Annotated in this window: 7 protein-coding genes; 6 read left to right on the forward strand and 1 reads right to left on the reverse strand. The window is 55.5% G+C overall.

Annotated elements, in window-relative coordinates:
- Positions 1-150 precede the first annotated feature (150 nt).
- Positions 151-765, forward strand: coding sequence for a transposase (locus E6C55_RS34205; RefSeq protein WP_211093596.1), 615 nt, complete (start codon positions 151-153; stop codon positions 763-765).
- Positions 734-1,339, forward strand: a complete 606-nt coding sequence (locus E6C55_RS34210) for a transposase (protein WP_211093597.1) — start codon at positions 734-736, stop codon at positions 1,337-1,339. Before E6C55_RS34205 ends, E6C55_RS34210 begins: the two co-directional genes overlap by 32 nt.
- Positions 1,340-1,796: 457 nt before the next feature.
- Here the strand turns inward: E6C55_RS34210 and E6C55_RS16650 are convergent, their stop codons facing one another.
- The gene (locus E6C55_RS16650) at positions 1,797-2,732 is read right to left on the reverse strand and encodes a LacI family DNA-binding transcriptional regulator (RefSeq protein ID WP_136370938.1); all 936 of its coding nucleotides are present in this window, start codon (positions 2,730-2,732) and stop codon (positions 1,797-1,799) included.
- Between the two features lie 220 nt (positions 2,733-2,952).
- Here E6C55_RS16650 and E6C55_RS16655 point away from each other — a divergent pair, with 220 nt between their 5' ends.
- The 4 genes from E6C55_RS16655 (at position 2,953) to E6C55_RS16670 (ending at position 15,480) form a co-directional block, all read left to right on the forward strand.
- Positions 2,953-4,239 (forward strand): MFS transporter, encoded by a 1,287-nt coding sequence (locus E6C55_RS16655; protein WP_136370939.1) that lies wholly within the window; start codon positions 2,953-2,955, stop codon positions 4,237-4,239.
- 360 nt (positions 4,240-4,599) lie between these two features.
- The gene (locus tag E6C55_RS16660; protein WP_136370940.1) at positions 4,600-4,800 is read left to right on the forward strand and encodes a hypothetical protein; all 201 of its coding nucleotides are present in this window, start codon (positions 4,600-4,602) and stop codon (positions 4,798-4,800) included.
- Between the two features lie 192 nt (positions 4,801-4,992).
- Positions 4,993-6,282, forward strand: coding sequence for a group II intron reverse transcriptase/maturase (gene ltrA, locus E6C55_RS16665; RefSeq protein WP_230986718.1), 1,290 nt, complete (start codon positions 4,993-4,995; stop codon positions 6,280-6,282).
- 363 nt (positions 6,283-6,645) lie between these two features.
- Positions 6,646-15,480: a choice-of-anchor L domain-containing protein gene (locus E6C55_RS16670; protein WP_136370941.1), complete on the forward strand. Its 8,835-nt coding sequence runs from the start codon at positions 6,646-6,648 to the stop codon at positions 15,478-15,480.
- Positions 15,481-15,852: the final 372 nt, after the last annotated feature.

Below are 15,852 nucleotides of genomic sequence, written 5' to 3' on the forward strand. Positions count from 1 at the left end.
AAGTTAAGGTGAAGAGCTGAAGTTAAGGAAAGAGCAGGTTATCAAAAAGATAGCCTGCTCTTTTTCTTGCGCGAAAATGGAAAATAGAGCTTGACAAGCAGTTTGAAATGTGTGGCGTAGCCCCTTTGAAAAAACGAGGAGGGTACGCCGATGGACGAGTACGCGCATTCGCTTAAAACGAAACTGACATCACTCATAAGAGGGATGGCAGATGCTCCTGCGCCTTATGTCAAAAACCCTGAAAAAGATTTTACCCGCAAGAAAAAACTGCCCTTTGAAACGGTTATGCAACTCCTGATCTCTATGGGAGGCAACAGCTTATACAAAGAGTTATTGGAATCGCAGGGCTATGATGTAAACACCGCAACCACTTCTGCTTTTATTCAACAACGCAATAAAATCCTGCCGTCTGCTTTGGAATTCTTGTTTCACGAATTTACGCAATCGTATACGGACATCAAGGATTACCGGGGATATCGATTACTTGCCATCGACGGTTCGGATTTGCATATCGCAACAAACCCTGCGGACTTGGATAGCTATTTTCAAAGTCAACCGAATTCGAAGGGCTTTAACCTTCTGCATTTGAATGCCGTTTATGACCTCTGCAACAGACTGTATGTGGATGCTATTGTTCAGCCACGAAGACTATGCAACGAGAGACGAGCACTAGCGGACATGGTCGACCGCTCCCCCATCAAGGACAAAACCATTGTGATTGCAGATCGCGGTTATGAAAGCACTCACCAAAAAACAAACGAATGAAGTCAAGGCCCATCCCGAGATATACAGAATATTTTCTTCCTCGTCTATCTTTGATTTTTTGGATTTGCATGAAAATTTGTTTTACCCGATTTCTATTCGGGTTGTACGTTTCGTTCTGCCGAGTGGCGCTTATGAAACGGTTATTACGAATCTATCTGCCGCTGATTTCCCACCTGATGAAATCAAGTCCATTTATAACATGCGTTGGGGCATTGAAACCTCTTTCCGGGCATTAAAGTACACCGTCGGTCTGACGAGTTTTCACGCAAAGAAACAGGACTCTATCGCCCAAGAGGTGTTCGCAAGAATGATCCTCTACAACTTCGCAGAAATGATGACCTCGCACGTCGTCATTTCGCAAATGGATAAACGGCATGCCTACCACGTCAATTTCACGGTTGCCGTTCATGTTTGTAGACATTTTTTGCGCTCTCGAGGCGATAGGCCCCCGCCCGATGTTGAAGCGCTGATTCGCAAAAACATTTTGCCGATTCGACCCATCCGACCGGGGCAGGAGAATGTGCGCAAAATCCGTTGGAAATCAGTCGTTAGCTTCGTTTACAGAGTAGCATAATTCGTTTCACATGAACATTTTTCAAGCGGATATTCTATCTGCTTTGTTTGCTGTCCCCTTTTTCTTTGCTTGCTCCCAAAAAATAAACGGCATAGGTGATTTCCCCATGCCGTTTCGGTGTTCTTGCTTATTCCCGATCTTGTCTTAGTGTCTAACTTAATGACATCCCGCGAGGGAGGGCTCTTTTCTTCGTTGGGCGACGAATGAATGTGAAAAATCACATACGATTGGCGGGGGAAGGGGATTCGGAGACGGATATATATGAAAAATCGCATACAATCGCCGGGTAGAGGCGCTTCAGAGGCGAATGAATGTGAAAATTCACATAGAAACGGTAGAATGGGCGGCTCGGCGGAGAATGAATGTGAAAAATAGCATAAAAATGCCGGGACGGGCTGCGGCGCGACACCGATTGAGCAGCCGCGTATGTTCGGCGCAGCCCCAAGCTCCCGAACGCTTAGGCGAATTCGAATTCGAATGCGATCGTCCGATCGGCCACATCTCCGCCGGAGGTGCCGAGCAGGCCGAACATCATGTCCGCCGCCGCTTCGGCCTTGGACAGCTTGGGCACGAGGCGATCGACGCGCTCCGGCAAGTATTCGGGGCAGCCTGACGTGCAGACGGCGAGCAGGTGGAGAGAAGGATCGACGGCGAGCAGCCGAAGGGCAAGGAATTCGCCGAACACGACGACGGGCCGCTTCCGATGGCGTTCCGCGAACGCTCTCAGCTCAATTTTTCCGCCAGATCCGTCTATCGCCGTGATCCGGTCCGGGGGGGAGCCGCTCGCTTCCCGAATTGCTTGACCGACCGCTTGGTTGTGGTAACGCTCATGAAGGACCGCGAATTCGTCGGCACCGTTCAGCCGTTCTCGGACAGCGCCGAACAGTTGCCCGTAATCGGAGGTTAGCTTGCGGAACAGCGAATCCTCGATTGTTCCGTCGATGAGCAGGACGGGAGAGCCGTAGGGGAACTTCTCCGACACCCGATAGAAGGAGCTCTCGCAGGCGTCGATCAGGAAGACGCCGTCCAACTTCCGCTCCGCGATGATCGAGAAGTCGGGCTGTTTTGGGTCGATGCAAGCGACCATGAGATGGTAGCGGTTCGTGCGGCAGATTCGTTCGAGTCCGTCGATGAACTTGCCGTAGCCGACGTATTTGGACACCGGGTCGGCGTCATCGCCGACAAGAAGAACGCCGAGCAGGTTCGTTCTGCCGGAGGAGAGAGAGCGGGCGGCCAGATTCCGCACGTAGTTCAGCTTGGCTGCCGCTTCGACGACCCGCTGCCGGGTCTCCTCGGGAATCGTCTGGCCGGACACCTTGTTCAGCACATAGCTGGCAGTCGCGATCGACACCCCGGCTTCGTTGGCTACGTCTTTTAGCGTTGTTTTCTTCATTAGATGTACTTCGCCTCCTTCATCGACATCCCCTTATCGTATGCTATCATAATCGCGCTCCGGACGGGAGTCGGCTTCCGCGCGGGCGTTGATCAGGGAATTCGTGCAGAGCAGAGAAGGATGCCATGAAGAACGGGATTGACAGCCAACGGAAAGGTTCCTATACTAAAGTAACTTAAACGTTTAAGTGTAGAATCGTTGCCAGAGGAGTGGAGATAGGATGGAGGCACCGCTTCACCAGGAGGCGGCCGGATCGCCGCGAGAGGATGCCCGACCGGCGACCGCGTCGGAACAGGAACGGCCGATCTGGCGCAATCGTCCTTATATGTGGTTGTTGACCGGTTTTACGTCCTCGGTCTTCGGGGACAGCTTCAACGGCATCGCCCTCAGCCTGTGGGTGCTGCAGACGACGGGGAGTGCGCGGCGAATGGCGGCGGTGCAAATCTGCTCGATGGCGATCGCGTTCCTGTTCGGCTCGTTCGCGGGGACGCTGGCGGATCGGATGGATCGGCGGAAGCTGATGCTGCTGTCGGACGGGGCGAGATGCGTCATTGCGGCGCTGCTGGGAGTGAGTTTGTTCGTGCTGGACGCCCCGTTCCCTGTAATGCTGGGCCTCGTGTCTCTTGCGATGTTCGCGGGGCTGCTGCACGGGCCGGCTTTCCATGCGTCTACGACGCAGATGGTCGGAGCGGGACGAGTCCAGCAGGCGTCGAGTTCGATCTATTTGTTCGACAATGCGGCCCGCATCTCGGGGCTGGCGCTGGCGGGCGTCGTCGTGTCGGCCTTCGGAGGGCTGGCGGCGATTCTGACGACCTCGGCGGCATACTTGTTATCCTTCGTGTGCACGCTGCTGGCGGGGCGGTTCCCTTCGGCGGCGAGAACTTCGGGGGAGGCGGGAGCTTCCTTCCTGCGCGATTGGAGAAGCGGGCTGTCCTACATTCGGAGGGATGCCCTTATCCGGTCGATTGTCATTCTGAGCCCGCTTCTGTCCGCGTTTTTCCTAGTGGCTATTATGCTGGTACAGGTTATTGCAATAGGAGATTGGAAGGCGGGGCCGATCGAATTCGGTCTGATCGAGATGTGCGTTCCGCTCGGTTACGTGACGGGAGCCGGCTTGCTGATCGCCTTCGGGCATCGCTTGACCCGCCGGGGAAGGTTGGTCTTCCTGGGGCTTCTCCTCTTAGGCCCGGTATACGGGCTGATCTCGATGATGAAGTCTCCGCATGCGGCGATTCCTCTTGTGCTGATGGGAGGGTTGCTGTTCTCCTTCTGCTCGATGATCACCCAGATCATTCTTAAGAGCGAAACGAGCAGCGAGTGGCAGGGGAGGGTCTTCGGGACGGTCGGGGCGTTCTCCAGCGTAGCTCCTTCCCTCGGACTCGCGGTCGCTTCCGTGTTCGCGGACCGCTGGGGAGCGGCGGATGTGCTGGCTTGGCAGAGCGCGGGACTGTTCGTTTGCGGCGTTTTCTCCGTCTATCTGCTGAAGTCGATTCGAGAATATCGGTAGGCCTCTGGATTCGGGATAGATTGATGAACTTTATACAAATTTTAAAGAAGAAGTTTGCCTTTTGGTGCGCTTGGCAGCGCAACGACTAACGGGTGAAAGTCCCGAGCATACCGCAGGTGGCGGAAGTGCATAGCTGACAGGCAGTGCGTAGTCCGAAAGGATGCGTGCGGAGGGCTTGAAGGCAAACCCCGGAACAGGCGGCTGAAACCGTGTTGGCTGACGAGATCGGATAACTCTGCCAAAGAAGAGAACATCCAATACCACCGTTGGATCTCGGAAGTTAAGAGGACTGGATCCGGGGGAAAGTCGGTTGACGTGACCCAAGGAGAGCCCTGCCGTCCCCGCTTGAGGCGGTAAACCATGGACAAGATCGCGAAGATCAAGGCCGAGACTATGGGCGGCGAGCAGTCATATGAAGGGATAGTAGTGAGAAAGCCCGCAGGAAAAGCCGCAATGGCGGGTGAACCGGCACGCTGTTGCCGGTGCAAGCCTCGACTCAAAAGGCGAGGACTTGACGCGAAGCCTGGAACCGTGGAAGAAAAGCGAACCAACGTGGAATAGCGACAGGTAATCAGGCAGAAGCCGGGGAGCCAAGAAGAGCGAAGAACCGGGGCCGAACAAAAGGGTAGGCCGTCTGAGGCGGAGTACGCTCGGCGCACGCCGAAATGCCAGCAAGAACGGCTAAAGCAGGCGAAGACGTGGAGCGGAAGCAAACGAGTACCTGTAAGGAGACCAACGCAGAGGAGCTTTCGTGTGGAAGAAGGAACCAAGCGACGCAAGTGGTACAGCCTGATGGATAAAATCTGGGGGATGCCGAACCTGTTAGCCGCCTTCAAAGAGGTGAAGGCAAACAAGGGAGCGCCGGGCGTGGACAAAGTGACCATCAAGGCATATGAGTCGAAGTTGGAGGACAACTTAAGAGCCCTTCAAACCGCCCTGCGAACGAAAGGTTATATCCCGAAACCGGTACGGCGCGTATACATCGAAAAGAATGATGGTAGCCAGAGACCATTAGGTATACCCGCAGTGGTGGACCGCATCGCGCAAGCAGCAGTAAAGCGTATACTGGAGCCGATCTTCGAAGCCAAGTTCAGTGAGCGCAGCTATGGGTTCCGCCCGGGACGCCGTGCGCACATGGCGATAAACACCATCCGCAAAGACTTGCTGGAGGGGTACAGCTATGTGATTGACGCCGATCTCAAATCGTATTTTGACACGATTCCGCATGGACGACTGCTGAAGGAAGTCAGGGAAGAAGTCGTGGATGGCAGTGTGTTGAAAGTCCTTGAAAGCTTCCTGAAAGCAGGCGTGTTGGAAAATGGGGTCGTACACGAAAGTGACGTCGGGAGCCCTCAGGGGGGCGTGTGTAGTCCGCTATTAGCGAACATATATTTGCATCCGCTGGATAAGCTCATGGAGGAGCGAGGGCACCGCATGACGCGTTACGCCGACGATTTCGTCATATGTTGCAGAACGCGAAAGGGAGCAGAGCGCGTCCTAAAGACCATTGTCCGATTCTTGGAAGAGGAATTGGGGTTAAAGGTGCATCCGGAGAAAACCAAGATTGTGAATGCCCGTGAAGAGACATTCATATTCTTGGGCCATGCATTTAAACCGGGTGGCTGGATTACACCGTCCTCAAAAGCCATTAGGAAATTCAAGGAACGAACAAAGGGAATTACGCGGAGGAACCAAACCATCCAAGTGAGCACGTTGGTCAAGAAAGTCCTCAACCCCTATGTCAGGGGATGGGGAAACTACTACGGCGGCGGAGACAGTAAAACGTTGTTCGCGCAACTGGACGCATGGATAAGGCGGCGGCTTAGAATGGTGCAGATGCGAAGCTGGAGGAAAGTGCGAAGATTATTACGAGAGATGCGCAGGCGGGGCTGGAAAGGGGAACTTAGAAGCATCCGAATGACTGCTTGGCGCAACTCAAAATGTAAACAAGCACACTATGCTATGCCCAACCAGTGGTTTGAGGAGATCGGCCTGTGTAGCCTGGTAGATATCTACAACATTCAACATCCCCAGCGGGGATAGCCACGGAGGAACCGGATGCGACGACCCGCACGTCCTGGTTCTGTGAGAGGCCCATGAATTCATTCATGGGCCTACTCGATTCCGGCTGCTGCCCGATGAAGGGCTATTGCGATAGGGGGAGGGCTTTCCAGGCATGCCCCCTTTTTAGTTTGTGCGAATACACCAAAAAAAGTAGGTTCTTGGAACTATTTCTAGTGTGGATAATAGGTCTTTTTCAGTGTTTGTTAAGTGCGGAAAGCTACCATTAAATATATTATGTTGAATGCTGTAATTTCTTGGGGAATCAAGGGGTAAAGAGTCAATAATCTGCGTTTGTTTAAGGGAATGGGAGCAACTCAAGAATAACGGGGAGGGACTTGTTTCATGATGAAAAGACTTCGGCTCACGACAGTTTGGTTGCTTGCGTTAGCGATAGCGCTTCCGTGGCTGCCGGGACCAAAGGCGGATGCGGCGGATGCTTTATCCGTTACGGCGATGACTGGAACTGCAATTTCGGTTGCGCAGGCGACGGAATTGGTAAACACCATCGTCGGGACAGGGATTGCGGTCTCGAATATAACAGCTACGGGAGTCGGCGTGGCTTTCGGCAAGTTCAGCGGAGGCGCCAACATCATCGGGTTCGACTCCGGTATCATTCTTAGTACCGGGAAAGCCGCGGATGTGGTGGGGCCGAATAATGTTACCAACAAGTCGACAAATAATGGGAAGTCCGGCGATAACGATTTGAAAGCGCTGGCCGGAATGAATACGTTTGACGCTGCGGTTATAGAGTTTGATTTTATTCCGCAGAACAGCAAGATATCCTTCCAATATGTTTTTGCGTCAGAAGAATATAATGAATATGCAAATGAATCCGTTAACGATACGTTCGCATTCTTTGTCAACGGCAGCAACCAAGCTCTGATTCCCGTGATATTGACTCCGGTGTCGATTAATACGGTCAATGGAGGCAATCCGCTTGGGACCAACGCTAAGAACAGTGAATACTTCATCAATAACGAGGACAAGCACCTCAATACGCAGGCGGACGGGTTAACGATTGTCATGTCGGTATCCGTTGCCGTGAATGCAGGCGTTACGAACCATATCAAACTGGCTATTGCCGACGGCGGGGACAATAGCTATGATTCCAATGTTTTTATTAAAGCCGGCAGCATGAACGACCGGGAGGCTCAGCCGGGCGTCATCGATATCGAGTCCAAAGATCCTCCGGATGGCGACGGCAAAGTCAATATCAACGTGAAGCGCAAGGAAGGAACGGATGGAACCGTATCTTTCGATTGGAAAGCGGTTGACGATAATGGCCAGACAGTTGATTCGGGGACGCTGACTTTCCCGGACGGCGTGGACGATATCGATATTCTGGTTCCTTCGGCGACAAAGACGATCATTCTGTCCAATCCGAAGGGAGGAGCGACGATTGATCCGGACAGCACGAATGTAAACCTAGCGGACATTCCCGTTACAGGCAGCAGTACTCCAGATCCAAGCAGTCCTCCTGGAACTGATAAGATTGCGGCTAATGCATCGACGGACACCGTAACGGTACAGGACGTACCTGCGGGTGCGACGGTAACTGTGTATGATAGTGCGGGTACGCCTATCGGTACGGCAACGAACACGGGAACGGAGTCGGGACCGGTAACGGTGACGATTGCGGGCGGTCTGTCGAACGGCCAGAACGTCGATGTTACAATCACCGAGAGCGGGAAGACGGAGAGCTCGAGTGTCAGCGTCACGGCAGCCTCGGATGTGAGCGTGGCGCCATCTTCGGATAAGATCACGGCGAACGCGACGACGGATACGGTAACGGTGCAAGATGTACCTGCGGGTGCGACGGTAACTGTGTATGATAGTGCGGGCACGCCGATCGGCACGGCAACGAACACGGGAACGGAGTCGGGACCGGTAACGGTGACGATTGCGGGCGGTCTGTCGAACGGCCAGAACGTCGATGTTACAATCACCGAGAGCGGGAAGACGGAGAGCTCGAGTGTCAGCGTCACGGCAGCCTCGGATGTGAGTGCGGCTCCATCTTCGGATAAGATCACGGCGAACGCGACGACGGATACGGTGACGGTGCAAGATGTACCTGCGGGTGCGACGGTAACTGTGTATGATAGTGCGGGCACGCCGATCGGCACGGCAACGAACACGGGAACGGAGTCGGGACCGGTAACGGTGACGATTGCGGGCGGTCTGTCGAACGGCCAGAACGTCGATGTTACAATCACCGAGAGCGGGAAGACGGAGAGCTCGAGTGTCAGCGTCACGGCAGCCTCGGATGTGAGCGCGGCGCCATCTTCGGATAAGATCACGGCGAACGCGACGACGGATACGGTGACGGTGCAAGACGTGCCGGCAGGCGCGACGGTAACTGTGTACGATAACACGGGCACGCAGATCGGCACGGCGACGAACACGGGAACAGAGCCGGGACCGGTAACGGTAACCATCGCGGATGGCTTGTCCAAGAACGAAACGGTCAAGGTAACGGTGACCGAAGAGAACAAGGACGAGAGTTCGACGGTCGACGTAACGACGATCTCGGAAGTCAGCGCGGCTCCATCTTCTGATAAGATCGTGGCGAACGCGACGATGGATACGGTAACGGTGCAAGACGTGCCAGCAGGTGCGACCGTAACTGTGTACGACAGCACGGGCGAGGAGATTGGCACGGCGACGAACACGGGAACGGAGCCGGGACCGGTAATGGTAACCATCGCGGATGGCTTGTCCAAGAACGAAACGGTCAAGGTAACGGTGACTGAAGAGAACAAGGACGAGAGTTCGACGGTCGACGTAACGACGATCTCGGAAGTCAGCGCGGCTCCATCTTCTGATAAGATCGTGGCGAACGCGACGATGGATACGGTAACGGTGCAAGACGTGCCAGCAGGTGCGACGGTAACTGTGTACGATAACACGGGCACGCAGATCGGCACGGCGACGAACACGGGAACGGAGCCGGAACCGGTGACGGTAACCATCGCGGATGGCTTGTCCAAGAACGAAACGGTCAAGGTAACGGTGACCGAAGAGAACAAGGACGAGAGTTCGACGGTCGACGTAACGACGATCTCGGAAGTCAGCGCGGCTCCGTCTTCGGATAAGATCGCGGCGAACGCGACGACGGACACGGTAACGCTGCAGGACGTGCCGGCAGGTGCGACCGTAACTGTGTACGATAACACGGGCGAGGAGATCGGCACGGCGACGAACACGGGAACGGAGCCGGGACCGGTAACGGTGACCATCGCGGATGGCTTGTCCAAGAACGAAACGGTCAAGGTAACGGTGACCGAAGAGAACAAGGATGAGAGTTCGACGATCGACGTAACGACGATCTCGGAAGTCAGCGCGGCTCCGTCTTCGGATAAGATCACGGCGAACGCGACGACGGATACGGTAACGGTGCAGGACGTGCCGGCAGGTGCGACGGTAACTGTGTACGACGGCGAGGGCAATGAGATCGGCACGGCGACGAACATGGGAACGTCGGCAGACTCCGTGACGGTAACAATCACCGACGGACTCTCCAAGAACGAAACGGTCAAGGTAACGGTGACCGAAGAGAACAAGGACGAGAGTTCGACGGTCGACGTAACGACGATCTCGGAAGTCAGCGCGGCTCCGTCTTCGGATAAGATCACGGCGAACGCGACGACGGATACGGTAACGGTGCAGGACGTGCCGGCAGGTGCGACGGTAACTGTGTACGACGGCGAGGGCAATGAGATCGGCACGGCGACGAACACGGGAACGGAGCCGGGACCGGTAACGGTGACCATCGCGGATGGCTTGTCCAAGAACGAGACGGTCAAGGTAACGGTGACCGAAGAAAACAAGGACGAGAGTTCGACGGTCAACGCCGTAGCAATCTCGGAAGTGAGCGCAGCGCCGTCTTCGGATAAGATCGCGGCGAACGCAACGACGGATACGGTAACGGTGCAAGACGTGCCGGCAGGCGCGACGGTAACTGTGTACGATAACACGGGCAATGAGATCGGCACGGCGACGAACACGGGAACGGAGCCGGGACCGGTAACGGTAACCATCGCGGATGGCTTGTCCAAGAACGAAACGGTCAAGGTAACGGTGACCGAAGAGAACAAGGACGAAAGTTCTACCGTCAACGTTGTAGCAATCTCGGAAGTGAGCGCAGCGCCGTCTTCGGATAAGATCGCGGCGAACGCAACGACGGATACGGTAACGGTGCAAGACGTGCCGGCAGGCGCGACGGTAACTGTGTACGATAACGCGGGCACGCCGATCGGCACGGCGACGAACACGGGAACGGAGCCGGGACCGGTGACGGTAACCATCGCGGATGGCTTGTCCAAGAACGAAACGGTCAAGGTAACGGTGACCGAAGAGAACAAGGATGAGAGTTCGACGGTCAACGCCGTAGCAATCTCGGAAGTCAGCGCAGCGCCGTCTTCGGATAAGATCGTGGCCAACGCAACGACGGACATCGTAACGGTGCAAGACGTACCGGCGGGTGCGACGGTAACTGTGTACAACAGCATGGGAGAGGAAATCGGTACCGCGACGAATACGGGAACGGAAGCGGATGCCGTCACGGTAGCCATTACCGACGGGCTCTCCAAGAACGAAACGGTCAAGGTAACGGTGACCGAAGAGAACAAGGACGAGAGTTCGACGGTCAACGCCGTAGCAATCTCGGAAGTGAGCGCAGCGCCGTCTTCGGATAAGATCGCGGCGAACGCAACGACGGACACGGTAACGGTGCAAGACGTGCCAGCAGGCGCGACGGTAACTGTGTACGATAACACGGGCGAGGAGATCGGCACGGCGACGAACACGGGAACGGAGCCGGGACCGGTAACGGTAACCATCGCGGATGGCTTGTCCAAGAACGAAACGGTCAAGGTAACGGTGACCGAAGAGAACAAGGACGAAAGTTCTACCGTCAACGTTGTAGCAATCTCGGAAGTGAGCGCAGCGCCGTCTTCGGATAAGATCGCGGCGAACGCAACGACGGATACGGTAACGGTGCAAGACGTGCCGGCAGGCGCGACGGTAACTGTGTACGATAACGCGGGCACGCCGATCGGCACGGCGACGAACACGGGAACGGAGCCGGGACCGGTGACGGTAACCATCGCGGATGGCTTGTCCAAGAACGAAACGGTCAAGGTAACGGTGACCGAAGAGAACAAGGATGAGAGTTCGACGGTCAACGCCGTAGCAATCTCGGAAGTCAGCGCAGCTCCGTCTTCGGATAAGATCGCGGCGAACGCGACGACGGATACGGTAACGGTGCAGGATGTACCTGCGGGTGCGACGGTAACTGTGTACAACAGCACGGGCGAGGAGATCGGCACGGCGACGAACACGGGACCGGAGCCGGGACCGGTAACGGTGACGATTGCCGATGGACTCTCCAAGAACGACGCGGTCAAGGTAACGGTGACCGAAGAGAACAAGGACGAGAGCACGGCGACCGACGCAACAGCTATTTTCGAAGTCAGCACAGCGCCGTCTTCGGATAAGATTGCAGCGAACGCGACGACGGATACGGTAACGGTGCAGGATGTACCTGCGGGTGCGACGGTAACTGTGTACAACAGCACGGGCGAGGAGATCGGCACGGCGACGAACACGGGACCGGAGCCGGGACCGGTAACGGTGACGATTGCCGATGGACTCTCCAAGAACGACGCGGTCAAGGTAACGGTGACCGAAGAGAACAAGGACGAGAGCACGGCGACCGACGCAACAGCTATTTTCGAAGTCAGCACAGCGCCGTCTTCGGATAAGATTGCAGCGAACGCGACGACGGACATCGTAACGGTGCAGGATGTACCGGCAGGTGCGACCGTAACGGTGTACAACAGCACGGGCGAGGAGATCGGCACGGCGACGAATACGGGAACGGAGCCGGGACCGGTAACGGTGACGATTGCCGACGGACTCTTCAAGAACGAAACGGTCAAGGTAACGGTGACCGAAGAGAACAAGGACGAGAGCACGGCGACAGACGCAACGGCTATTTTCGAAGTTAGCACAGCGCCGTCTTCGGATAAGATCGCGGCGAACGCGACGACGGACACGGTGACGGTGCAGGACGTGCCGGCAGGCGCGACGGTAACTGTATACGATAGCACGGGCGAGGAGATCGGCACGGCGACGAACACGGGAACGTCGGCAGACTCCGTGACGGTAACAATCGCCGAAGGACTCTCCAAGAACGACGCGGTCAAGGTAACCTTGACCGAAGAGAACAAGGACGAGAGTGCAGCGACAGATGCGACGGCCATTCATGACAGGAGCGCGTCATTGGCTGCGGATCGAATCGTAGCCAACGCGACGACGGACAATGTGACGGTAGAAGACGTACCTGCGGACGCAGTCATTACCGTGTACGATAGCACCGGCAACAAGATCGGTACCGCGACAAACACGGAAGCGACGACGGATTCTGTCACGGTAAGCATCGCGAATGGACTCACCAAGAACGATACGGTCAAGGTGACGATTACCGAAGCGAACAAGGACGAGAGCACGGAAACTTCGGCAACCGCCAGCGATCAGAGCGGCAGACCGGCGGATGAGAAGAATAAGCTGGAAGAGAACGTCTTCGACAGAACCCTGATCGTCGACTCCGTTCCGGCGGGCACAGTTATTCGTGTGTACGATGAGGAAGGCAATGTCATTGCCGAGGCTTCCAATGAAGGTTCGTCCACTGCGACGGTGACCGTTACGTTCGACGAAGACGTTCTGAACAAGGATGATGTCATTCGGGTAACGTTCACCGAGCCAGGCAAGCTGGAGAGCGAACCCTACGAGAAGACTGTAACGATCACGGACGATCAGTATTTGGATCAAGAGGTCCGGGCGCTTAGCGTCGGTTATACCGATGGCGACACATGGGAGAGCATTACCTCTTCAATTTACGTGCTCTCGACGGGCATATACGGTTCTAGCGTTACTTGGACCTCTTCCAAGCCATCCGTGATTGAAATTCCGGGGACCGGCGGAGCGGAGATCGAAGGGGTGGTTCACCGACAACTTACCGGAGAGACCGTCATTGTGACGGCGTCCTTGGACAGAGGCGGCAAAACACGCTCCCGGACGTTCCTGCTGGTCGTCAAAGCAATCGGGGAGACGAAGACGGAGCAAGCCGATACCCGTATTGTCGAAGTGAAGGACGGCAATGATTCTTCTGCGGCAGTTCTGCCGGTTACTCGCATAACCGTCAGCAATGGATCGACCGGCACGACGTCGTTGATCGATAAGGTCGTACTGGCGCCGAATAAAGCAGAAGAAGTCGTTCAGAACGCGGCCGGGAACGTAGCGACGATCTATGTCGACGAGCCGGCAGGCGATGCTCCCGACGAAGTGGCGGTTGAGATCCCGACGGATTCGGTAGCCCTTCTGACCGAACAAGGCTTCTCGCTCAATATCCAAACCGAGCATGCAACGCTGACTTTGTCGGCGGAAGTGCTTCGCAGTCTGGGGGACAGCTTGACAGACCTCTACTTCCGTCTTGTTCCGATTAAGGACAACGCGAAGATTGGCGAGATCAAACAAGCGATTCCGAGCAGCTATGAAGGGCTGAGTGTCTTGCCGCAGGGCAATTCGCTTGAGATCGAGACGAATTACAGCAACTACGAGACGACGCTGACCATTCCGTTCGCGAAGAACGGCATCCAGACGGCAAACTTGGATACGTCGAAGCTGCGCATCTACATCGCGCACAGCGATGGAACGACGGAATTCGTTACGGGGACGCTTGTGGAGGACGGCGCAGGCAATGCGACCGGAATTCAATTCAAGATCGATCGGTTCAGTACCTTTACCATCGTGTATCTCCAGACCTTGAGCTCTTCCGGATCTTCGGGCGCGGAGACGGTTCAAGCCGGTACGAGTGCATCAGGCAAGGAAGGCGAAGTGAAGCTGGACGTTCAACGCACGAGGGATTCTTCGGGAAGCGTGAACGATGAAGTGAAGGTGACCAGCCAACAAGCCCAGGAAATCATCGATCAGGCTAAGGTGTCCGGAGTCGGCCGGGTAACGGTTACGATTCCTGATCCGAAGGACGAAGTCACCAGCACTCGTGTCGTGCTGGATCGCGACGCGGCGGATAAGCTGGCGGACTCGAAGATCAATCTGGTCTTCTCGACATCCGGTGGAGAGATCATTCTTCCGTCCGGCTCGTTGACCGGAGGTTCGGGCAACATCGAGATCACATTGACACCTGTTAAAAATGAGACTCAGCAGAAGGGATGGATCGAACGAGCGGCTTCGGATGCATCGGTTAAGCAGCTTGCGGACGGGAATACACCGTCGTCGGCGGGTCGCCCGGTAGAGCTTGGCATCGGTTCCCTTGATTCCGTGTCTATCGTCCTTCCGCTCGATGCCAGCCTCGTTCCATCGGAATCCGGGGCGCGCGACGACTATTTGAAATCAATTGTCGTATTTGTGGAGTACAAAGACGGAACGACCGGAACGGTAACCGGGACGATCGTCGATCTGGGCAATGGAAGATATGGAGTCCAAATCTCCGCAGCCAAGTCCGGAACGTATGTCGTTCTGAGCATTGCCGAGCATACGGAGACCGGCTCACACAGCGCTTATATCAAAGGATATCAAGATGGAATGTTCCGTCCGAATCAGTCGATCACAAGAGCCGAGCTGGCTGCACTGATCGCCCGCAACCTGACGGGAGGCTCCGACGCGAATCCGACATCGTATCCGGACGTGAAGAGCGCTTATTGGGCAGCCGAGTATATCAGCCAAGTGACGGATGCCGGATTGATGAAGGGAGACCCGCAAGGCAACTTCCTCCCCGAAGTCAATATCACTCGCGCGGAGATGGCGATGCTCGTCGCCCGTTACCTGAATCTGCAAGTCGCAGACGGATTCGCCGATTCCCAGAAGTTCGCGGATGTCCGCAACCACTGGGCAGCAAGCGCGATCGACGCGGTTAGCGCGGCGAATATCATGAACGGGTTCGAGGACGGCACCTTCGGAGCTCAGAAGCTATTGACGCGAGCCGAAGCTGTGACGATTATCAACCGCATGCTGGGACGGGGACCGCTGTATGGCGTGACCGCACCGATGTGGAAGGATGTTCCGGCTGCTTATTGGGCCTTCAAGGACATCGAAGAAGCTTCCCGCGACCACTCTTACGAGATCCGCCCCGAAGGCGGAGAGCAGTTGAAGCCGTAACATAAGGACAAGAAGACGAGCCGATTGCAGGCTCGTCTTTTTCAATGCTCGTCTTTGTCAATGATACTTCGGCGTCAGAGGACGACGGAGACGTGTGGGCTTGGAAAGCCATAGGTTGGAGATACGATATCTGCAAAGATTTATATGAAAAATCACATTGGCACTGCCCGATAACGGATACTTTGCACGGTTATATGCGAAAAATCGCATTCGTGGAGGAAATTCAGGCCGGAAATTCTGCATATATGCTAAAAATCGCATAATACCTCAATGCCCTTCAATCCTGGCCGACGAATGCGAAATTTCATATACATTCGAAAATGTCGCAGGACCAGCAGAGGGAAGAGCCGCGAATTCCCTCTCGCATTTCTT

This window comes from Cohnella fermenti, from assembly GCF_004801405.1.
GTDB classification, from domain to species: domain Bacteria; phylum Bacillota; class Bacilli; order Paenibacillales; family Paenibacillaceae; genus Cohnella; species Cohnella fermenti.